Below are 20,388 nucleotides of genomic sequence, written 5' to 3' on the forward strand. Positions count from 1 at the left end.
AATCGTCCTGGACGCCGGCAGGGTGCGGTTACGTTGTCGCCCGCTGTCGCTGACCCGTCGGCCGTGCGTCATAAGGTGCGGAATAGTCTTGTGTGCTCTGTTCGTGGAGCGGTCACACGGCGCCCGGCCGGCCGAGGGGAGTCATGCTCACACCGCTGACGGACGACGACCCGAGGCAGGTCGGCCGGTACCGGCTCCACAACCGGATCGGTGCCGGCGGGATGGGCACCGTCTACCTCGGCTTCACCCCTGGCTCCGAACCGGTCGCGGTGAAGGTGGCCGCCGCCGAGTTGTCCGAGGACGACGAGTTCCGGTCCCGCTTCGAGCGCGAGGTCCGGGCCGCGCTGCGGGTCCGGGGCGGTGCCGTGGCCAGCGTGCTGGACGCGGACACGAGCGCCGCCCAGCCGTGGATGGTGACCGAGTACGTCGAGGGCGTCAGCCTGGCCGACGCCGTCCGCCGCCGGGGGCGGCTGGAGGCGCACCTCGTGCGCGGGCTGGCTGTCGGCCTCGCCGACGCGCTGGTCGCGATCCACGCGGCGGGCGTCGTCCACCGCGACCTGAAGCCGTCGAACATCCTGCTCGCCTGGGACGGCCCCAAGGTCATCGACTTCGGCATCGCGCAGCTCACCGACAGCGCCACCCTGACCAGGACCGGTCATGTCATCGGCACCCTGGCGTGGATGGCGCCGGAGCAGATGCGCGGCGAACCGGCCGGCACCGCGGCGGACGTCTTCGCCTGGGCGAGCTGCGTCACCTACGCCACGACCGGTCGCCACCCGTTCCACGCCGACGCCCCCGACCTGCTGGCGCAGCGCGTCCAGCGCGACGAGCCCGACCTCGACGCGGTTCCGCCCTACCTGCGCGGCCTGGTCGGCCAGGCGCTGGCCAAGGCACCGCGCGAGCGACCGGGGGCGTCCGGTCTGCTGGCCGCGCTCGTCGGGCATGAGGTACACGGCGTCACCGACGCCGACGCGGCCGCGGGGTCCGTCCTCGAGCAGACCTGGACGGGGCCGTCGCCGGCGTTCGGCACGCCGCCGGCCGTGGCCGCGCGCCCTCCCGCCCGGCCGGCTTCGAGTGGGCCGTCGCGTTCCAGCCCGTCCGGATGGGCCAACTCGCCGGGGGCCGCCTGGCTGCCGGGGGTCTCTCCGGCGCCGGGACCGCCCGCGGCGCCCACCCCGTCGTCGACGCCCGGGTCGTCGTCGGCACCGGGGCCGTCGTTGCCGTCGCCACCCACCGCGTCGGGCCCGCTGGGTCCACCGCCGCCGGCCTCGGCGTTCCGCGCGACCTCCGGTCCCGGTCTCGCGCGGCGCGGCCCGGGCGGCCCCGGCGGCGAATCCACGTACCGCCCGGCTGACCCGATGCCGCCGGCCGCTCCGCCCGACCCGCGATCGTGGCCGGCGCGGGGAGCGGCGGCGTCCGGGCGGCCGGCGGCCGGCGCTGATCCGGCGCAGCCGCCCTACCAGCCCGGACGTACCTCCGCGGGGCCGGCGCCGTTCCCGGTACCGAGCGGGTACGCCCAGGCGCGGCCGGGCGGGCCCGTCGCGCCCGCGGCCGTGCCGGAGGCGCCCGCCGGGTACCCGCCGCCCGTCGGGCCGGCCGGGCACCACGGGCCGGCGGGACAGGCGGGACAGGCGGCCCGGCCGCCGGCCCCCGGCGGCCGCGCGTCGCCCGCCCGCCGCGCCGGTCAGGGCCCTGGGCCCTTCGAGCGGTGGAACACCTGCGCGCTGCTGTCGCTGGCCCTGGGCATCCTGTGGATCTTTGGCCTCGGCAGCGTCGCGGCGGTGGCGCTGGGCCATGTCGGGCGGCTGCAGATCCGCCGCCGGGGCCAGCGGGGCTCGCTCGCCGCGACGGTGGGCATCGGCCTGGGGTGGCTCGGCATCGCCACGAGCGCGGTGATCGCGGCCCTGGTGCGGCTCATTCTCTGAGGAACTTCTCTGCGGAGCGGAAGGGCTCTCGCGGCGCGTATCTCCTCCGTGAGCTGATCAGTGTTCCCCATGGTTGTGTGAGATCGGACATATCCGAGTGTGCCGTCGCGGTGGGAAACCGAGGCCGGTGCGCCCGCGCGCGGGCCTGGTAACGGTCCGCCACGGGGCGTGTTGCCCCGCGGTGTCCCTGCGGTTGCCGGTCTCGCGGGCCGTCCCGGACACGAAATGAAGCGAAACCCGCACTCCTGACGAGGGTTCCGCGCGAAGCGCCGCTGGCACGAAAGCGCGCCGGCCGGCCCGGCGGACGGGTGCGCGGCGGGGGTGCGGGGCCGGGCGGTGCCCGTGGAGGAGGTGACGGGGATCAACTCTGGGTCACCGGCCGGCGCCGAGCGTCCCAACGGCCTCGTCAGTAGGCTCGCAGGCGTTCTGTGCATCCCCTGACCGACCGCATCCGACTGGACGGACCGTGGATCTCTTCGAATACCAGGCGAAGAAGCTTTTCGCCGAACATGGCGTACCGGTACCCACCGGGAAGATTGCCACAACCCCCCAACAGGCACGTGAGATCGCGACCGAGCTCGGCGGCAAGGTGGTCGTCAAGGCTCAGGTCAAGGCCGGAGGCCGAGGCAAGGCCGGCGGTGTGAAGGTCGCCGACGGGCCCGACGACGCGTTCGAGAAGGCGTCGGCGATCCTGGGGATGGACATCAAGGGCCACACGGTCCACTCCGTCCTCGTCGAGCAGGCCAGCAACATCGCGGAGGAGTACTACGCCTCCTTCCTGCTCGACCGGGCGAACCGCACGTTCCTCGCCATGGCCTCCCGTGAGGGCGGCATGGAGATCGAGGAGGTCGCGGCCACCAACCCGGAGGCGCTCGCGCGCATCCACATCGACCCGCTGACCGGCGTGGACGCGGCCAAGGCCCGCGAGATCGCCGTCGCCGCCAAGCTGCCCGAGGCCGCCCTCGAGGGTGCGTCCGTGCTGCTGGTGAAGCTGTGGGAGGTGTTCGTCAAGGCCGACGCCACGCTGGTCGAGGTGAACCCGCTCATCCTGACCGGCGACGGCAAGGTCATCGCGCTCGACGGCAAGGTGACCCTGGACGAGAACGCGGATTTCCGGCACCCGGAGAACGCCGAGCTCGTCGACGTCGCCGCGGTCGACCCGCTGGAGCAGAAGGCCAAGGAGAAGGGCCTCAACTACGTCAAGCTCGAGGGCCAGGTCGGGATCATCGGCAACGGTGCCGGCCTCGTCATGTCGACGCTGGACGTCGTGACCTACGCCGGTGAGGAGTTCGGTGGCCAGCGGCCGGCGAACTTCCTCGACATCGGCGGTGGCGCCTCGGCCGAGGTGATGGCGAACGGCCTGTCGATCATCCTGAGCGACCCGTCCGTGAAGAGCGTCTTCGTCAACATCTTCGGCGGGATCACGGCCTGTGACGCCGTCGCGAACGGCATCGTCCAGGCGCTCGCCATCGTCGGGGACGTCAGCACCCCGCTGGTGGTGCGTCTCGACGGCAACAACGCCGAGGAGGGCCGCCGGATCCTGAAGGAGGCCAACCTCCCGGTGGTCAAGCCGGTGGACACGATGGACGGCGCAGCGAAGCTCGCCGCCGAGCTCGCCGCGGCCGCGGCCTGACCTGGGTCGGAGGACACAACCGATGGCTATCTGGCTTGACGAGAACAGCCGCGTGGTGGTGCAGGGCATCACCGGTGGCGAGGGCAGCAAGCACACCCGGCGGATGCTGGCGGCGGGCACCAAGGTCGTCGCCGGCGTGAACGCGCGCAAGGTCGGCCAGCAGGTCGAGGGGGTCCCGGTCTTCGGCTCGGTGGCCGACGCCATGGCCGAGACCGGCGCCAACGTCTCGGTGATCTTCGTTCCGCCGAGGTTCACCAAGGATGCCGCGATCGAGGCGGTCGACGCCGCGATCCCGCTCGCCGTCGTCATCACCGAGGGCGTGCCGGTGCACGACACGACCGAGTTCTTCGCCTACTCGCAGTCCAAGGGCACGACCCGGATCATCGGGCCGAACTGCCCCGGAATCGCCAGCCCGGGCGTCTCCAACGCCGGCATCATCCCCGCCGACATCACGCCGGGCGGGCGGATCGGCCTGGTCAGCAAGAGCGGCACGCTGACCTACCAGATGATGTACGAGCTGCGTGAGTTCGGTTTCTCCACCTGCGTCGGCATCGGCGGTGACCCGGTCATCGGGACCACGCACATCGACGCCCTCGACGCGTTCCAGGCCGACCCGGGCACCGACGCGATCGTCATGATCGGTGAGATCGGCGGTGACGCGGAGGAGCGTGCCGCGGCCCACATCGACGCGCACGTGACGAAGCCCGTCGTGGGTTACGTCGCCGGGTTCACCGCCCCGGAAGGCAAGACCATGGGCCACGCCGGCGCGATCGTCTCGGGCTCCTCGGGTACCGCGCAGGCCAAGAAGGAGGCCCTCGAGAAGGCCGGTGTGCGTGTCGGCAAGACCCCAACCGAAACGGCGCGACTGATGGCTGACATCATGCGTTCGTTGTAGCTCTGTTCGCGGGGGGTCTTCCTCTGACCTGGGGGAAGGCCCCCGCGTCGGGCGGTCCAGGGGTTCTTTGGGTCGTTGGGGCGGGGACGCGGACGCGAACGCTTTCCGTCTTGCGGCGTTGCTGTAAGACTCCTGATGTGGTCAGGGTGGGCTGTGGGACGATGGTCGGCCCACCCGACCGACCGACCTGACGAAGTGGGGATTGTTGTCGTGGTACAGATTGGTGGTCGTAACGTCGCGACCAACGACGTCGGGATCATGGCCGCCGGCGCCGTAGCGTTCATCTTCAGCTTCCTGGCGTGGTTCTCGCTCAAGGGCGACTTCTTCGGCTCGTCCTATTCCGACAGCGCGAGCGCGTGGAACACCGACGTCGGTGGCTGGTTCTGGGGATGGCTCGCCATCCTCCTCCTCCTCGCGGTCGCGGGGCTGACCGCGGCCCTCACGTTCGTCGCCAATCTCCGCCTCCCGACGCTCCCGGTCCCGCTCCCGCTGGTCCTGGCCGGTGCCTCCGGGCTCGCCGTGCTGCTGATTCTGATCCGTTGGATCGCCTACCCCAAGATTCCTGAAGGCTTTGAGGGCGGCGCTTCGTACGGCCTGTTCATCGGGCTGATCGCGGCCATCGCGCAGACGGTGTTCGGGGTACTGAACATCCGTTCCGGTTCTGGTGTCACGGGCCAGCCGCCGCAGCCCGGTGGCTGGCCGGGCCAGGGCCAGCCACCGTACGGCCAGCCGCCCGCCGGGTACGGCCAGCCCTACGGCCAGCAGCCGCCCGCCGGGTACGGCCAGCAGCCGCCGGCCGGTTACGGGCAGCAGCCGCCGGCCGGTGGTTACGGGCAGCAGCCGCCCACGGGCGGGTACGGCCAGCCGCCGCAGGGCGGTTATGGCCAGCAGCAGGGCGGCTATGGTCAGCAGCCCGGTTACGGACAGCAGCCGCCGGCCGGTGGTTACGGCCAGCAGCCGCCCACGGGCGGGTACGGCCAGCCGCCCACGGGCGGGTACGGCCAGCCGCCGCAGGGCGGTTACGGCCAGCCGCCGTCGGATCGCTAGATCCCCTCACCGGACGACGTCCGGTGACGGAGGGAGAGAGCCAGTGGCGCCACCCGCTGGCCGGTTCGCCGGCCGCCCGGTCACGTACGGGCTTGCGGCTGGTGGCGCGCTGGTCCTCATCTCCGGGTTCCGCCCCTGGTTCGCCCCGGCGGACGCCGCCTACGGGACGTCGTCCGCCGGCTGGGACGCCGGTCCGGCCGGGCGCCTCGCGCTGGTCCTCGGCCTGCTGCTGACCGCCGGCGTTCTCCTTCCCCTGATCATCCGACGTCTCCCGGTTTTGTCTCGTGCCGAGGACCGGATGCTCGGCTGGGCCCACCGCCGTCACCACGACGTACGCGGATGGGCCACGGCGCGACTCGCGCGCGCGCCGCGCGGTTCCGATGGCGCCGACGGATTCGGCGGCCTCGCGGCCCGGGTGGCGCTGCGGGTCGCCGACACGCCGCCCGCCCGGCTGACCGCCGCCGTCGCCGTTGCCGTCGCCGGCGCGGCCGTGATGGCGATCCTGATCGGGTGGATGACGGCGCCGGCCATGGCCGATCCCGTCCTGCCGGCCGGCGGCCATCCGGCGATGCCCGGTGTGGCCAGGGACGGGCTGTTCGCCGGGCTCGCGGGCACGACGGTCGAACTCGTCGCCTGTGCGTGGGCGCTGCGCCGCGCGCGGGCCGAGGGTTAGCGCTCAGGTGGGGGCGGCGGCGGTCGGGATCGTACCGGCCTGGCCGGCCGGAGCGGTGCGACCGGCGTGTCCTGTTACCGACCTGGGTCGTTCTCGTATATCTCGGCGTGTTGTCCCGGAAGTGGTCCTCCGTCCGTGCGAGCCTGCCGAGCGTGGGTGCTCCCGTGCGAAACTCCGGCGCGTTCACCGGGGCCGTCCGCGGGCGTGAGCCCGCCGCGGACGCAGCCGGCACCGCCGACGCCGAGCAGGCCGCCGGCGGGCCGCCGCGGGCCTGGCGGCGACTCGGCCGCCCGGTCGTCAGCGCCGTCACGACCAGCGCCGTGGGGCTGGTCGTCATCGAGCTCGTCGTGCTCGTCGTGTGGGGAACGGACACCAGCTCGTCCGCCGGCCCGGACACCGCGGCACGGGTCGGCGCGGATCTGTGGCTGCTCGCGCACGGCGCCACCATCCACCTGCCCGGCGGGACCGTCGACTTCCTCCCGGTGGGGCTGGCGCTGCTTCCCCTCCTCGCGGCGACGACCGCCGCGCACCGCCTGGCGACCGGCAATCTCGAGCGGCTGCCGCCCGCGCGGGGTTTGCGCCCGGCCGGCCTGCGTCCGTCGAGCCTGCGCCCGGGCCGGTCAGCGCGGGCCGGGACACCGCCGCCCTGGCGAGCGCTGGGCCGCGATGTCGCACTCGTCGCCGTCACCCAGACGGTCTTCGTCCTGCTGGTCGCGCTCGTCGTGTCGGCGCCGGCCGCGCGCCCGGATCTGCTCACCGTCGTCGTTGGCGCGCTGTCGTTCAGCGTGACCGGCGCGTCGGTCGGAGCCCTCTCCGGCTACGGCGCGCTGCGGTCGGTCTGGCGTGCCCTGCCCGGCATGGTCAGGGTGCCCGTCACGGCCGCGTTCACCTCGTTCACCGCGCTGCTGGGCGCGTCCGCCTTCGGGGTCGCGCTGGTCCTGGCCGCGACCCTGCCCGAGATCGCCGCGGCCGACCGCGGCCTGGGCACCGGCGTGGTCGGCGGCGTCGGGCTGGCCGCCGTCCAGCTCGCGGTGCTTCCCAACCTGGTCATCTGGGCGCTGGCGTACACGCTCGGCCCGGGTTTCGGCACCGGCGGCGGCTTCGTCCGGCCGGACGCGGTGCACCCGGCGATGCTGCCTGACCTGCCGGTCTTCGCCGCGCTGCCGCCCGGCCCGCTGCCACGGCCCGGCTGGCTCGTGCTGGCGCTGGTGCCCGTCGTCGCCGGGATCATGCTCGCGGTGTCGGTGCGCCGCTGCGCCGGGCAGATCAGCCACCGGCGCCGGCTGGCGGCGGTGCTTGCCGCGGCGGGGCTCAGCGGGGTGCTGATGATGTTCACCGCGCACCTGTCGGCCGGCCGGCTGGGCGACGCGTCCGGCCGTTTCGGGCCGACGGGATGGTCGGTGGGGCTGGCGGCCGCGGGAGAGCTGGCCGTGGTGGGCGTCGTGGTGTGCTGCCTGGCCGAGATGGTGGCGCGGCGTGCCGGTCAGCCGTTCGAGGTCGGCTCGGTGCGCAGCGCTTCGCTGAAGCGGCGGCTGCACTCGTCGAGCGCCTGGGGCGACCGGGCCTCGCGCCGGCATTCCTGATAGCGGTGCAGGTCGTCGCCGTGCCGTTCGTAGAAGGCCCACGTCCCGCCGGCGACGGTGACCGCGACCAGCAGTGAGAGGGCGCCGAGCGCCAGCCCGGCCGTGCCCATGCCGCCGCCGGTCCCGCCTCGGCGGGCGTGGGCGCGGGCCCGCATTCCCGTCACGATGGCGGCGATCCCGACGGCGCCGCCGACGACCGCGATGCTGGTGACCAGCGCGACCACCCCGAGGGTCAGCGAGATCCGCCCGGTTCGGAGCCCGGGCACCGGCTCCCGGCCGGGCCGGCCGGCACCGCGGCCGTACCGAGCGGCCAGGCGGTCCGCGAACGGGCCGGCCGGTGCCGGCCCTGTTGCCTCGCTGTGACCCGACGGAGGGTGTGCGGCTGGCTCGGTGAAGCCGGCGGAGTCCCGGGCACGGTCCTGGCGGGAGCCCTGGTCGGAGTCCTGGTGGGAGTGGTCGGACACGGTTCCTGCGCCTCCCGGCCGCCTGCCGGCCGGCTCCGGACTCGGTTCCGCGGCCGGCCGTGGATGTTCTCGGACGACATCGTAGGAGTCGGGCGGGCGTGATCCGTGCCGGACCGGAATGTCGGCCCCGTCCGTTACGGTCTCCCCGATTGATCAACCGTGGGAGGGTGCATGCCGAGCACGTCGAAGGCGCTGCGGGTCGAGGCGACCCGGCTGCGCGCCCTGGGCTGGACATACCAGCGCATCGCCCTGGAGCTGCGCCTACGTCATCGCCTCAACGCGCGCGTCGCGTACCGCCTGGCCCATGGCTGGACGCAGGAGGAGGTCGCTCGGCGCTGGAACGAGCGCTGGCCCGGGCCGGGCGCGACCAAGACGGGCAAGACGATCTCGTACTGGGAGATCTGGCCGGCCCGCGGCGGCCGAGCCCCCTCGGCGCGCACACTGGCCAGGCTCGCGGCGCTCTACCATTGCCGCCCCGGCGACCTGCTCGACGGAACGGATCACGACGACCTGGACGAGCTCCCCGGGCGGGTGCCGTCCGAGCGTGGCCCCCGCCGTGGTCTGAGTCGGTATCGCCACCAGGATCAGGGCTCCTTCGCCCCCGCGGGCGAGGAACGGGAGCCGCTGGCCGCGCCGACCGGCGGCTCCACCGAGCCGGCCGGCGCCCCGCGCCCCGCATCGCCGTGCGCCGCATCCCCGTCCCTCGGGTCCCCGTGCGCCGGCGAGTGTGCCGATCCCTTCTGCGGTGGGTGCCACGGCGGCGACGACGGGAACACCGACTGTGTGCGCGCGCCGGTCATGGTGATGATGCATCAGGACGCCCCCGGGGCGCCCCTCGTCCCGAGCCGCGCGGCATGACACCCGGTCCGGTCCGGGCCGCGGGCGAGCGTGGTGCGCGCCGTGCTTGTCCGGCGTGTCGTGAGCCACCGGGTCAGTACATTCGGACAGTTGCCGCCGTGGGTCGTGTCCGCGCGCGGCCGAGTTCTCGACCGGTCCGGTGCCGGCCGGCCGACCACCCACGGAGGGTCCTGTGCCCGCTCGCCTAGTCGTCCTCGCCTCGGGGGCCGGCACCACCCTGCAGGCTGTCCTCGAAGCCTGCGCGGACCCGGCCTTCGGCGCGCGGGTCGTCGCGGTCGGCACCGACCGGCCGGACACGGGTGCGCAGCGGCGCGCGGAGGCGGTCGGGGTACCGGTGTTCACGGTGCGGCTCGAGGAGTGCGCCGATCGCGCCGCCTTCAACGACGCGACCGCCGCGCGGATCGCCGAGCACACGCCGGACCTGCTCGTCCTCGCCGGGTACATGAAGGTTCTCGGCAGCCAGGTGATCGGCCGGTTCCCCACGGTGAACACCCATCCCTCGCTGCTCCCGGCCTTCCCGGGCGCCCACGCCGTGCGCGACGCGCTCGCCGCCGGCGTCCGGGTCAGCGGAGTGACCGTGCACTGGGTCGACGAGGGCGTCGACACCGGTCCGGTGATCGACCAGGCGGCCGTCCCGGTCGAGCCCACGGATGACGAGGACGCGCTGCGGGCACGCATCCAGGCGGTGGAACGGCGGCTGTTCGTGGCCGTCATCGGTCGTGTCGTCCGGCGGGAGCTCCCGCCGGCGGGCGCACGCGCGGGTAGTGCGGGTAGTACAGGAACGGGGGAGGCGGCGATCGGCCCGGTGCTCGCTGCCGGCCCGAGCGCCGGCCGTGATCAGGTGGAACCCGCCCGCGCGGGCGGTGGGCCGGCACTCGCCGGCCCTGCCGGCGGGAGCCATTCCGGTGGGGTCCACGCAGAGAAACATCATGCCGACGGAGGCATCGTGGAAGGTTCAGGAGGGGTCATGGCGGGGGAGTCGAGCACGGGCGCGGGGCCTGGTGACACGAGCGGGGTCGCGGGTGTGGCAGGTGCGGCGGGCGCGGCAGGCGCCGGCCCGGCCGGCGGCCGGCCGGCCGAGGGCTCGGCGGAGCTGGTGGCGACGGGCCACCGGAGGTTGCGCCGGGCCCTGGTGAGCGTCTACGACAAGGCCGGTCTGGAGGAGCTCGCCGCCGCGTTCGTCGAGGCGGGGGTCGAGGTGGTCTCCACCGGTTCGACGGCCGAGGTCCTGGCCCGCCACGGTGTGGCGGTCACCCCGGTCAGCACGGTCACCGGCTTCCCGGAGGTGCTCGGCGGCCGGGTCAAGACGCTGCACCCGCGAGTGCACGCCGGTCTGCTGGCGGACCTGCGCAACGCCGAGCACGCCGCCGTCCTGGCGGAGCTCGACATCGAGCCGTTCGACCTGCTCGTCGTAAACCTCTATCCGTTCCGCGAGACCGTCGCCTCGGGCGCGACCGAGGACGAGGCGATCGAGCAGATCGACATCGGCGGGCCGGCCATGCTGCGGGCGGCGGCGAAGAACCACGCCTCGGTCGCCGTGGTGGTGTCGCCGCAGGACTACGGCGACCTGGCCGCGGCCGTTCGCGGGTCCGGCTACGACCTCCCCGCCCGGCGCCGGCTGGCGGCCCGCGCCTTCGCGCACACCGCGTCCTACGACGCGGCGGTCGCCTCCTGGTTCGCCAGCGCGCTGGCCCCCGACGACACCGCCCGTGAGACGGGCTGGCCGGACGTCCTCGCGGCCCAGTGGCACCGGTCCAGCGTCCTGCGGTATGGCGAGAACCCGCACCAGCGCGCCGCGCTGTACGTGGGCGAGGACGGCAGCCCCGGGCTCGCGTCCGCGCGCCAGCTCCACGGCAAGCCGATGTCCTACAACAACTACACCGACACCGACGCGGCCTGGCGGTCGGTGTTCGACTTCGCGGACCCGGCCGTCGCGGTGATCAAGCATGCCAACCCGTGTGGCATCGCCGTCGGTGCCACCGTCGCCGAGGCGCACCGCAAGGCCCACGCCTGCGACCCGGTGTCGGCGTTCGGCGGCGTGATCGCGGTGAACCGCCCGGTGAGTGTGGAGCTCGCCGAGCAGATCGCGGAGATCTTCACCGAGGTCGTCGTGGCGCCCGACTACGAGCCCGGGGCCGTCGAGATCCTCGCCCGCAAGCCGTCGATCCGCCTGCTCGTCTGCGCGCCGCCGACCCACTCGCGCGGGGTCGAGATGCGCCAGGTCAGCGGTGGGATGCTGCTGCAGTCACGGGACGCGCTCGACACCCCCGGCGACCACCCGTCGGGCTGGACGCTCGAGGCCGGTGCCCCGGTCGACGACAGCACCCTCGCCGACCTCGGCTTCGCCTGGCGCGCGGTTCGCTCGGTGAAGTCGAACGCGATCCTGCTCGCCGCGGACAACGCGACCGTCGGGGTCGGCATGGGGCAGGTCAACCGGGTGGACGCGGCGCGCCTCGCCGTGACCCGCGCCGGCGACCGGGCGAAGGGCTCGGTGGCCGCCAGCGACGCGTTCTTCCCGTTCCCCGACGGCTTCCAGGTTCTCGCCGACGCGGGAGTGCGGGCGGTTGTCGAGCCGGGTGGCTCGGTGCGCGACGATCTCGTGATCGCGGCCGCGCGGGAGTCCGGTGTCGCGCTGTACTTCACCGGTGTCCGGCACTTCGCCCACTGAGCGCCGCCCACTGAGCGTGGCCCACCGCGTCGTCCGCGGAGCGTCGCCCACCGGGCGTGGTCCGCTCGCACGTCGCACGTCGCACGTCGCACGTCGCACGTCGCACGTCGCACGTCGCACGTCGCACGTCGCACGTCGCACGTCGCACGTCGCACGTCGCACGTCGCACGTCGCACGTCGCACGTCGCACGTCGCACGGGAGCGTCGGCGCTGACGCCCGGCGCACCGGCGCCGTCACCCCGCGGGGATCGACATCGGTCCCCGCGGGGTGATCAGGTTGCGCTGCCCACCCCGGTCAGGAGGTGGAGCCGACCTCCGCCGCGGCGGTACCGCGGCGGCTGACGGTCGGGCTGCCGTTCGCGGCGGCGCCGTTCGGTGACACCGGGGTCGTGCCGCCCGGCAGGTCCGCGGTCGGCACGTACCGCTGCGCGACCCAGTCGAGCGCCTCTCGCCAGCTCGCTCCGTAGAGGACGGAGATCCGGTCGGCGGTCTGGCGCGCGAGCGCCTGCACGAAGACCCGGTCGTCGCTGTCGAGATGACGCGCGTCGCCGAAGGTCTCCCACGCCCGGAACATCAGTTCCTGAAGCTTCTTGCTGTGCGGCGAATCGTCTGCCACGTCGAACTCCCTACCATTTGGGGACCGCGGCGGCAGTCTCCCCCAGTCGCGCACGACGTGTGCACTCGGGGGGTCTATCCCGTTGGTGGTGGAGTGTGTCGATACCCTCCAGTGTGGATTCTCCGGGATGTGTCCGTAGTGTTGGCGGTCCGGGGTTCGGAGGGAGAAGTCCTTGTGGCAAGGGGTATCCTCCGATTCCGTGGCCAGCAGGGTCGGTTTCGAGGCAGAGTGATCCCGTTGTGTCTCAGGTGTCCGGCTCGATCGCGGGGTGCCTCGAACGGGTCAGCCCGGTGGAGCCATCGCATCGTCCATCGGCCGCACCACACCGAGCCGGACGGCCTCGTTGGCGAGGCGCCCGCGGCGGTTCGGTCCGGGCGCGATCCCGAACTTGCGGTACAGGCGGAGCAGGTGCTGTTTGACCGCCCCCTCGGTGACGACAAGGTCCCGGGCGATCTCCCGCGCCGAGCGGGGCATCACGAAGACCCCCGGCTCGGTCAGCGGCCGGCACAGGGCGCGCAGCACATCCCACTCGCGGCGCGTCAGGTCGGGCGGGTCGGGGATGCGCATCCCGGCGGTGGTGCCGGCCAGGCCCTCCAGGCCGGTGAGGCCCGGTGGCTCCTCGTCCCGGACGCCGTTTCCGCTCGGCGACAGCCTCTGGTCCGCGAGGCGGGCAGGCTCCTCCGGCACCAGGGCGGGCCGCTCGTCCAGGACCCGCACCCCCGCCGCCCCGAACCGGACGACGTCGCCGTCCGCGAGCACCTTGCGGCCGACGAGGCGCCCGTTCACCCGGGTGCCGTTGCGCGACAGCCCGAGATCGGCCACATACACGTACGGCCCGCGGCGGACGATCTCGGCATGCAACCGGGAGACGCTGGCGTCCGGGAGCGAGACGTGCACGCCCGGCCCGCGACCCACGGTGGTCACATCCTCGGTCAGCTCGACGACCTCACCTGTCCGTTCGATCCGCAGACTCGGCCCGTCCACTGTCGGTTACCTCCCCCTTCCAATGCCGGAGCACGCGGCTGCGCAGCTCCGGCCGGTTGTCCAGAACTCCTCGATCAATCCCCGGTGGCGAGCCTGATAACACCACCAGGCGATGTGGCCCTTCACCGGCCACGATGTCCCCGGTCGTCCCGGCTCCGTACGGGATGAGCGCGGCGGTGCCCGCGGGCCCGCGGGCGACCCCGTGGACCGGCGGTCCGGGCCGGCCCGGGCGGCGGGCGGCTGCCCGCCGGGTGACGGCCGGCGCCTACTGTGTGGCCTCAGTAGCCCGCGCGCGGGGGATACGCGCGCGGGGGCGGGCCTGAGGAGGCGGAGAGCAGGTGACCGAGACGGTCCCGGGTGCGTGGGGTCGGCCTGATCGGGAGCGCGGCGCGCGCGCCGGCGGCGCCCGGCGGGCCGAGGGGCGGCACTCCGAGTGGCCTTCCGAGATCCAGGCCGGGGAACCGTCCGAACCGGACTCCGGGCGGTGGCGCTCCGAGGAGGCCGCCAACCCCGGCTCCGAGCGGGACACCGGGCAGTGGCCCCCGCCCGCGTGGCCACCGCAGGCGTGGCGCCCGGAGCCCGCGGCCCCGCGGCGCGGCCGCCCGGACCACGAGCGCCTGGATCACGAGCGCCTGGACCACGAACGGCCGGATCACGGATGGCCGGAGCGTGGGCGACCGGACCATGGCAGGCCAGGGCGCGGCCGCCAGGCCGGCGAGCGACCGGGCCATGAAGGGCCGGGCTGGGGACGTCCGGCGGACGGCGGCGCGGACCGGGGCTCGGACCGGCGGCAGCGGCGGGAGCCCTCGCAGGGCTGGCCGCCGCCGGGAGAGGGCCCGCCGGCGGGCCCATGGGCGCAGCCGCACCACACCGACGGCCCCGGCGTCGTGGACCATCGCCTCGACCACTCACGTGCTGGCGATCCGCTCACTGAACGTCAGCTCGTCAGCTCCGCTGATCCCGCGGGTGCCGAAGGTCGGCCCGTCCCTGAGCCGGGAGCCGGTGGTGGCGCGGGCCGGCCGTCCCGCCGCCGGTCGGCGGGATCGGCGACCGGCGGCCGCCTCGGCCGGATCGTCTTCGGCGGCATCCTCGGCGGTGTCGCGCTGGGCCTGCTCTTCGTCTCACAGGACCACTGGCGGCGGGGGTTGCTCACCGCGGGCGGTGTCCTTCTTGTGGCCGCCCTACTGCGGCTGTGCCTTCCCACCCGGCAGGTGGGGATGCTCGCCGTGCGGGGCCGGGTCTTCGACACCGTGACCCTCGTCGTGCTGGGCACGGCTGTGATCGTGCTCACCTCCACCGTGCCGTACAGCGGTGGCTGACCCGACCCGTCCACCGAAAGCGGCTGTTGGGGTCACGGTCTGGCACGACGCCGCCGGCGAACGCCGTGCGCGGCTGCGCACGGCCGGCCCGAGCGGGCGTGGCGCACGTCGCCGACCCGTGCCCTGGATCCGACTCGCGCGATAGCCTCGGCTGGTCATCGGACAACCGTGCACAGATGAGCGGGGCGAAGCGCGCCTATGGCGAACCGTCACGTAGCCCTGATCCTCGGCGGCGGCACCGGGCCCGAGCTGACCGATGCTCCCCTGTGGGGTGGCCAGCCCGTCGCCGAAGAGATCGCCAGGAGGGCACGTCGGTCACCTGCGACCACTACGCCGGCGCCTGAAGACCCCGCCGTGGGCACCGCCGAGATCGTCGACGCGATCATCGCGATACTGGGGAGCTGATCAGTCCAATGCCCGGAAAAGTCACTGTCGTCGGGGCCGGTTTCTACGGTTCGACGACCGCGCAGCGACTTGCTGAGTACAACATCTTCGACACGGTCGTCATCATCGACATCGTCGAGGGCAAGCCGCAGGGCCAGGCGCTCGACCTCAATCAGTCCCGGTCGATCGAGGGCTTCGAGACCAAGGTCGTCGGGACCAACGACTACGCCGACACCGCCGGTTCCGACGTGGTCGTCATCACCGCCGGCCTGCCCCGTAAGCCGGGCATGAGCCGGATGGACCTCATCGAGGTCAATGCCAAGATCGTCCGTCAGGTGTCGGAGAGCATCGCGAAGACGTCGCCGGACGCGGTCGTCGTCGTGGTCTCCAACCCGCTCGACGAGATGACCGCGCTCGCCGCGAACGTGCTGGGCTTCCCGCGCTCGCGGGTGCTCGGCCAGGCGGGCATGCTCGACACCGCCCGCTTCACCGACTTCGTCGCGGAGACGCTGAACGTGCCGGTCGCGTCGGTGAAGACCCTGACGCTGGGCTCGCACGGCGACACGATGGTCCCGGTGCCCTCGCAGTGCACCGTCGACGGCAAGCCGTTGAGCGACCTCCTCCCGGCGGACAAGATCGAGGAGCTGGTCAACCGGACCCGCAACGGAGGCGCGGAGGTCGTCGCGCTGCTCAAGACCGGTTCGGCCTACTACGCGCCGTCCGCGGCGGCGGCCCGCATGGTCAAGGCGGTCGCCGAGGACTCCGGCGCCGTCATGCCGGTCTGTGCCTGGGTACAGGGCGAGTTCGGTATCTCCGACGTCTACCTCGGCGTGCCCGCGCAGATCGGCGCCGGGGGCGTGAAGAAGGTTGTCGAGATCGACCTGACCGGCTCCGAGCTCGCCGCGCTCAAGACGGCCGCCGAGGCCGTGCGCGCCAAGCAGGCGGACGTCGCCAGCCTGTAGCGGCGGCGACCAGCCGACAGCTGACCAGCCGGTAGCTTTCGCTCCGCCGGCCCACGCACCCACAGGACGCGCTCGGACCCCGGGAACCTCCGGGACCACCGACCCTGCGGGCCCGCTGGGCCGGCGGGTGAGCATGGGCCGGTGGGTGAGTGAGGTCCGGTGGGTGAGTGAGGGCGAGCGTGGGCGAGTTCGGGTGGGCTCAGCGCGCCGCGGTGAACACACGCCGCAGCCCGAGCCGGGCCAGTGACCCGGCCGGGATCGTTCCCTTACCCAGCCCGATCTCGACGAGGCTGTCGTACAGCTCGGTGCGGCGGCTGGCGGAGCGGACCGCGGCGTCCATCAGCGGGCGGTGGCGGCCGGCGAGCCCGGCGAGCAGCGACGTGTGCCGCAGGTGCCTGCCCAGCTCGCCGTCCAGGGCGCGTCGGTAGGCCCGCCCGGCGGCCGGGCCCGGGTCGGTGATCGCCGCCTGGCCGGCCAGCGATCCCGACAGCAGCGCGTAGTAGATGCCCTCACCGGTCAACGGATTGATCAGCGACGCGGCGTCCCCGGCGAGGAGCACGGGGCCGTCCGGCAGCCGTGGGCGGTGCGTGGACAGCGGCAGGTGGTGTGCGCGCAGGGTGCCCTCGTAGGCCGGGGTGTCCGGCAGCAGCCGGGCCAGCGTCCCGTGCAGGACGGCCTTCGGTGTCGTGCCCGCCGCGCGCAGCCGCGAGCGGAGCATGCCGTACCCGATGTTGGCCCGGCCGTCCCCGATCGGGAACGACCAGGCGTACGCCGGCCAGCCCTCGTCCGTCATCTCGATGAGCTGCTCGGGCGGGCGGTCGTCCTTGGGTGCGTCCGCGTAGGCACGGACGGCGATCGCCAGACCCTCGGGCGGGTTCGGTGCGATGCCCAGCGCCCGGCGCACGGTCGAGTTCGCGCCGTCCGCGCCGACGACGACCCGTGCGCGCAGCACGCCGCCGTCCACGGTGACCACCGGCTCGCCCCCGCCGCCGGCGGTGACCTCCAGCGAGCGCACCCGCCGCCGGAGGAACTCGGCGCCGCGGGCGCGCGCGGCGGCGACGAGGCGGGCGTCGAAGACCTCCCGCGGGATCACGTGCGTCGCCCGCTCGGACGGCGTGGCGACCTCGGCACCGCCAGGTGTGCGCAGGCGCATCCGGTCCACCGGGCGGTACCCGCTGGTCGCGTCGGTGATGCCCAGTGCGCGCAGGACGTCCACGCCGTGCGGTGCGATGCCGTCCCCGCAGGTCTTGTCGCGGGGGAAGTCCGCGGCGTCGACGATCACGACCCGGGCGTCGGGCCGCAGTTGCAGCGCCCGCAGCGCAGCCGCGCTGCCCGCCGGGCCGCCGCCCACCACGAGCAGGTCTACCGGCGGCCCGTTCCCGGTGCCGGGAACGGCGGCGTGGACGGGGCTGGGTGCGTGGATGGGCACGCCAGCCAGTGTGGCAGCCGGCGTCCCGGCACCGGTCGGCCGGCAGTTCGTAGAGTGCCGGACATGGATGCGCTCAGGCAGCTGGACACGTGGCCCGTGCGGACGGCTGCGGCCGTCGTGCTGCGGTCGCCGGGCACGGGCGGTGCCGGTGGTGCGGCCGGTGCCGGTGGCCCCCGGGCCGTGGCCACCCAGGTCGGCGTGGCAGGCGATCCGACGGTCCGGTTCCGGCTCGCGTCGGTCTCCAAGCTGATGAGCGCCTACGCGGTGCTCGTCGCGATCGAGGAGGGTGCCCTGGCGCTGGACGAGCCGGCCGGCCCGGAGTCGTCGACGGTGGCGCATCTGCTCGCGCACGCCTCCGGTCTCGCGTTCTCGGGCGATCGGGTGATGGCCCGCCCGGGCACCCGCCGCATCTACTCGAACACCGGTTTCGAGGAGCTCGGGCGTCATCTCGAGCGGGTCACGGACATCCCCTTCGATGTTTACCTGGCGGAGGCCGTTTTCCGGCCGCTGGGAATGGGGACGGCCGTCCTCGAAGGTTCGCCGGCGCATGCGGTGACGGCGACGCTGGCGGATGTAGGCGCGTTCGCCGCGGAACTGCTGGCGCCGAGCCTGGTCTCCGCGGCCACGTTCGCCGCGGCGACCTCGGTCGCCTTTCCGGGCCTTGCGGGGGTGCTTCCGGGTTTCGGCGCGCAGCACCCGAACGACTGGGGCCTCGGGTTTGAGATACGCGGAACCAAGAGCCCGCATTGGACGGCTGCCACCAACAGCCCTGCGACTTTCGGCCATTTCGGGCGCTCGGGAACCTTCGTCTGGGTCGACCCAGCGGTGAACGTCGCGTGCGTAGTACTGACCGATCGGGATTTCGGCGACTGGGCGGGCGCGGCCTGGCCGGTTCTCTCCGCGGACGTCCTGGCTGAGCTGGAGGTGGCCCGGACGGCCTGAGCGCCACAGGCCCGCCGGCTGGATTCGTCCTGTGATCGGGTGACCGCCTCGGGTGCCCGCCGGGTGCGGCCGCCGCGATGCCTGTTCTGTCCTCGGGCGGTCGCGCACTGATGTCAACCCTGGTCCGGAGAAGACAGCGTGGTCTCGTGGGCCATGATGGCGCCATGGTTGGTCGGCAGAGCTCGTCCCGCGACCGCTGGTCGGCCCTTCCGTGGCCCGGCCGGATCCGCGTGACGTGAAGGACTCCGTGCGGTCCATAGGCGTGGCGATCGGTGTTCCGGAACCTTTCCGGACCGAGCTCCAGGACTGGCGGGAACGGCTCGGTGATCCGAATGCGGCCCTCATCGTGCCGCATGTCACGCTGCTCGGCCCGACCGAAGTGCCCGCCTCCCAGCTCCCCGCCGTCGAGCGTCACCTGACGGAGGTCGCCGGAGGCGCCGAGCCGTTCGTGATCCATCTGCGTGGTTCCGGCACCTTCCGGCCGCTGTCCGCGGTGGTGTTCGTGACCCTCGCCATGGGAATCTCCTGCTGCGAACTTCTGGAGAAGGCCGTCCGGTCTGGTCCGTTGGACCGTCCCGTGCGCTTCTCGTACCACCCGCATGTCACGGTCGCGCACGATGTCGACGAGGAGTCGCTGGACCGTGCCTTTGAGTTGCTGGCCGAATATCGGGCGCAGTTCGAGGTGACAGGTTTCGGGCTCTACGAACGCGGCGATGACTGCGCCTGGCGCCAGCTGCGTCATTTTCCCTTCGCGGGCGGGGGTGGCAGACCGAGGTGACAGGACCACGGGAAGCGGTGAAGGCGGGCGTGGGAACGGTGAGCGGCGCCGCGGGCGCGGTGCGGCGCCGTCGCCCGTTCATTGACCACACGGTGCGTGCGTACGGTCGCTATACGTCGGACGGCGGTGACCGGCTCGCCGCGTCCACGACATATTTCGCTTTCCTGTCCTTCTTCCCGATCGTGGCGCTGGTCTTCTCGATCGCCGGGTTCGTCGTGGACGCCTATCCCGACGCCCAGGCCAAGCTCACCGAACAGATCAACGACTATCTGCCCGGCCTGGCCGACAGACTGGACGTCTCGACCATCGGCCATGCGAAGGTCGGCGCCGGCCTGATCGGTCTCGCCGGTCTCCTCCTGGCCGGGCTGGCCTGGGTCTCGGCGCTGCGCGACAGCATCCGGCTCGTCTGGCACCAGAGCCTGGAGACCGGCAACTTCATCGTGCAGCGCCTGCGGGACATCGCGATCCTCACCGGTCTCGGCCTGACCCTGCTCGCCTCGCTCGTCGTCACCAGCCTGGCGACGTCCGCGACCGGGGTGTTCCTGCGCTGGGTCGGGCTGGAGGGGAGCACGGCCGCCGCCTGGGCCACCGGGCTGCTCGCGCTCGTGGTCGCGCTCGCCATCGACGCCGCCGTGTTCGTCTACATCTTCTGGCGGTTGCCGGAGCGCACCAACCGGCAGCGGGTGCTGCGCGCGGCCGCGCTGGGCGCGGTGGGCATCGAGCTGCTCAAGCTGCTCGGGACCTGGCTGGTCGGTCAGACCACGTCCAACCCGGTCTACGGCATCTTCGCGGTCATGGTCGGCCTGCTCATCTGGATCAACATCGTGATGCGCTGGATGCTGTTCGTCGCCGCCTGGGCGGTGACGGCACCGTACGCGTCGGACGTCCACCCGTCCGGTACCGCCCCGGCCGACCCGGCGGGCCCCGACCTTGCCGGGGCGGACGGGCCCGGGCCGGAGGGGGACCGCGTTGCCCCCGAGCCGCCGGCCGTCCGGTCCGCGCGATCCTGGCGTGACGACCGGAGCACCCACGACGATCACGATGGCCACGATGGCCACGCCGGCGAGGACGACGAGGACGGCCGCTCCTGGCGACCGCGATGGCCCTGGCGGCGCGGCGCGGCGCGCCCGGCGGACCGGGCGCCGGTCGGGCGCTGACCGGCGCGCCACGCCTCAGGGACCAGGCGGCCTCAGAGCGGGCGGCCTCAGGGCTGGGGGAGCTCGAGGAC

At 73.5% G+C, this 20,388-nt stretch carries 18 protein-coding genes; 14 read left to right on the forward strand and 4 right to left on the reverse strand.

Features of this window, described 5'->3' with window-relative positions; all coding sequences use genetic code 11:
• Positions 1-143 precede the first annotated feature (143 nt).
• From FMEAI12_RS15295 to FMEAI12_RS15320, 6 genes are all read left to right on the forward strand, one after another.
• Complete coding sequence (locus tag FMEAI12_RS15295) at positions 144-1,925, forward strand: protein kinase (protein WP_112106540.1); 1,782 nt, start codon at positions 144-146, stop codon at positions 1,923-1,925.
• Positions 1,926-2,391: 466 nt separating this feature from the next.
• Entirely contained in the window at positions 2,392-3,558 is a 1,167-nt protein-coding gene (gene sucC, locus FMEAI12_RS15300; RefSeq protein ID WP_071066100.1) for an ADP-forming succinate--CoA ligase subunit beta, read from the forward strand.
• 22 nt (positions 3,559-3,580) lie between these two features.
• Positions 3,581-4,453 carry a succinate--CoA ligase subunit alpha gene (gene sucD, locus FMEAI12_RS15305; RefSeq protein ID WP_020463421.1) on the forward strand — a complete coding sequence of 291 codons (873 nt, stop codon included), beginning with the start codon at positions 3,581-3,583 and terminating at the stop codon, positions 4,451-4,453.
• 195 nt (positions 4,454-4,648) lie between these two features.
• Positions 4,649-5,500: a hypothetical protein gene (locus tag FMEAI12_RS15310; RefSeq protein ID WP_235014026.1), complete on the forward strand. Its 852-nt coding sequence runs from the start codon at positions 4,649-4,651 to the stop codon at positions 5,498-5,500.
• Positions 5,501-5,543: 43 nt separating this feature from the next.
• On the forward strand, positions 5,544-6,173 hold the full coding sequence (locus FMEAI12_RS15315; protein ID WP_112106542.1) for a hypothetical protein: 630 nt from the start codon (positions 5,544-5,546) through the stop codon (positions 6,171-6,173).
• A gap of 164 nt (positions 6,174-6,337) precedes the next feature.
• Positions 6,338-7,756, forward strand: coding sequence for a DUF6350 family protein (locus FMEAI12_RS15320; protein WP_112106543.1), 1,419 nt, complete (start codon positions 6,338-6,340; stop codon positions 7,754-7,756).
• Here the strand turns inward: FMEAI12_RS15320 and FMEAI12_RS37180 are convergent.
• Positions 7,657-8,220 carry a hypothetical protein gene (locus FMEAI12_RS37180; protein WP_200835298.1) on the reverse strand — a complete coding sequence of 188 codons (564 nt, stop codon included), beginning with the start codon at positions 8,218-8,220 and terminating at the stop codon, positions 7,657-7,659. The two genes, FMEAI12_RS15320 and FMEAI12_RS37180, sit on opposite strands and share 100 nt — an antisense overlap.
• A gap of 171 nt (positions 8,221-8,391) precedes the next feature.
• Between FMEAI12_RS37180 and FMEAI12_RS15330 the strand changes: the two genes are divergently transcribed.
• Together FMEAI12_RS15330 and purH are read left to right on the forward strand one after the other, a co-directional pair.
• On the forward strand, positions 8,392-9,078 hold the full coding sequence (locus tag FMEAI12_RS15330) for a helix-turn-helix transcriptional regulator (RefSeq protein WP_071066095.1): 687 nt from the start codon (positions 8,392-8,394) through the stop codon (positions 9,076-9,078).
• A 172-nt stretch (positions 9,079-9,250) separates the two neighbouring features.
• A complete protein-coding gene (gene purH, locus FMEAI12_RS15335) occupies positions 9,251-11,746 on the forward strand; it encodes a bifunctional phosphoribosylaminoimidazolecarboxamide formyltransferase/IMP cyclohydrolase (RefSeq protein ID WP_112106544.1) in 2,496 nt (831 codons plus the stop codon).
• A gap of 295 nt (positions 11,747-12,041) precedes the next feature.
• Here the strand turns inward: purH and FMEAI12_RS15345 are convergent, their stop codons facing one another.
• Both FMEAI12_RS15345 and FMEAI12_RS15350 read right to left on the reverse strand, forming a co-directional pair.
• On the reverse strand, positions 12,042-12,362 hold the full coding sequence (locus FMEAI12_RS15345; RefSeq protein ID WP_071066094.1) for a hypothetical protein: 321 nt from the start codon (positions 12,360-12,362) through the stop codon (positions 12,042-12,044).
• A gap of 282 nt (positions 12,363-12,644) precedes the next feature.
• On the reverse strand, positions 12,645-13,346 hold the full coding sequence (locus tag FMEAI12_RS15350; protein ID WP_112106545.1) for an FHA domain-containing protein: 702 nt from the start codon (positions 13,344-13,346) through the stop codon (positions 12,645-12,647).
• Between the two features lie 338 nt (positions 13,347-13,684).
• Between FMEAI12_RS15350 and FMEAI12_RS38190 the strand changes: the two genes are divergently transcribed.
• From FMEAI12_RS38190 to mdh, 3 genes are all read left to right on the forward strand, one after another.
• On the forward strand, positions 13,685-14,665 hold the full coding sequence (locus tag FMEAI12_RS38190; RefSeq protein ID WP_235014027.1) for a DUF3017 domain-containing protein: 981 nt from the start codon (positions 13,685-13,687) through the stop codon (positions 14,663-14,665).
• A 198-nt stretch (positions 14,666-14,863) separates the two neighbouring features.
• Positions 14,864-15,070, forward strand: a complete 207-nt coding sequence (locus tag FMEAI12_RS15365) for a hypothetical protein (protein WP_071066092.1) — start codon at positions 14,864-14,866, stop codon at positions 15,068-15,070.
• 8 nt (positions 15,071-15,078) lie between these two features.
• Positions 15,079-16,011 carry a malate dehydrogenase gene (gene mdh / locus FMEAI12_RS15370; RefSeq protein WP_071066091.1) on the forward strand — a complete coding sequence of 311 codons (933 nt, stop codon included), beginning with the start codon at positions 15,079-15,081 and terminating at the stop codon, positions 16,009-16,011.
• A gap of 199 nt (positions 16,012-16,210) precedes the next feature.
• Here the strand turns inward: mdh and FMEAI12_RS15375 are convergent, their stop codons facing one another.
• Complete coding sequence (locus tag FMEAI12_RS15375) at positions 16,211-17,434, reverse strand: NAD(P)/FAD-dependent oxidoreductase (RefSeq protein WP_235014029.1); 1,224 nt, start codon at positions 17,432-17,434, stop codon at positions 16,211-16,213.
• A 69-nt stretch (positions 17,435-17,503) separates the two neighbouring features.
• On the opposite strand from FMEAI12_RS15375, the gene FMEAI12_RS15380 reads away from it, so the two are divergent.
• The 3 genes from FMEAI12_RS15380 (at position 17,504) to FMEAI12_RS15390 (ending at position 20,317) form a co-directional block, all read left to right on the forward strand.
• Positions 17,504-18,382, forward strand: a complete 879-nt coding sequence (locus FMEAI12_RS15380) for a serine hydrolase (RefSeq protein WP_071066090.1) — start codon at positions 17,504-17,506, stop codon at positions 18,380-18,382.
• Positions 18,383-18,629: 247 nt separating this feature from the next.
• Positions 18,630-19,160: a 2'-5' RNA ligase family protein gene (locus FMEAI12_RS15385; RefSeq protein ID WP_020463410.1), complete on the forward strand. Its 531-nt coding sequence runs from the start codon at positions 18,630-18,632 to the stop codon at positions 19,158-19,160.
• Positions 19,161-19,189: 29 nt separating this feature from the next.
• Positions 19,190-20,317 carry a YihY/virulence factor BrkB family protein gene (locus FMEAI12_RS15390; protein ID WP_235014028.1) on the forward strand — a complete coding sequence of 376 codons (1,128 nt, stop codon included), beginning with the start codon at positions 19,190-19,192 and terminating at the stop codon, positions 20,315-20,317.
• Positions 20,318-20,388 lie beyond the last annotated feature (71 nt).

This window comes from Parafrankia sp. Ea1.12 (genome assembly GCF_900465275.1).
In the GTDB taxonomy this organism is placed as follows: Bacteria; Actinomycetota; Actinomycetes; order Frankiales; family Frankiaceae; genus Parafrankia; species Parafrankia soli.

Coding starts and splice junctions, on each gene's coding strand:
- FMEAI12_RS15295 (WP_112106540.1), top strand. CDS start 144: ATGCTCACACCGCTGACGGACGACGACCCGAGGCAGGTCGGCCGGTAC.
- sucD (WP_020463421.1), top strand. CDS start 3,581: ATGGCTATCTGGCTTGACGAGAACAGCCGCGTGGTGGTGCAGGGCATC.
- FMEAI12_RS15330 (WP_071066095.1), top strand. CDS start 8,392: ATGCCGAGCACGTCGAAGGCGCTGCGGGTCGAGGCGACCCGGCTGCGC.
- FMEAI12_RS15365 (WP_071066092.1), top strand. CDS start 14,864: ATGGCGAACCGTCACGTAGCCCTGATCCTCGGCGGCGGCACCGGGCCC.
- mdh (WP_071066091.1), top strand. CDS start 15,079: ATGCCCGGAAAAGTCACTGTCGTCGGGGCCGGTTTCTACGGTTCGACG.
- FMEAI12_RS15380 (WP_071066090.1), top strand. CDS start 17,504: ATGGATGCGCTCAGGCAGCTGGACACGTGGCCCGTGCGGACGGCTGCG.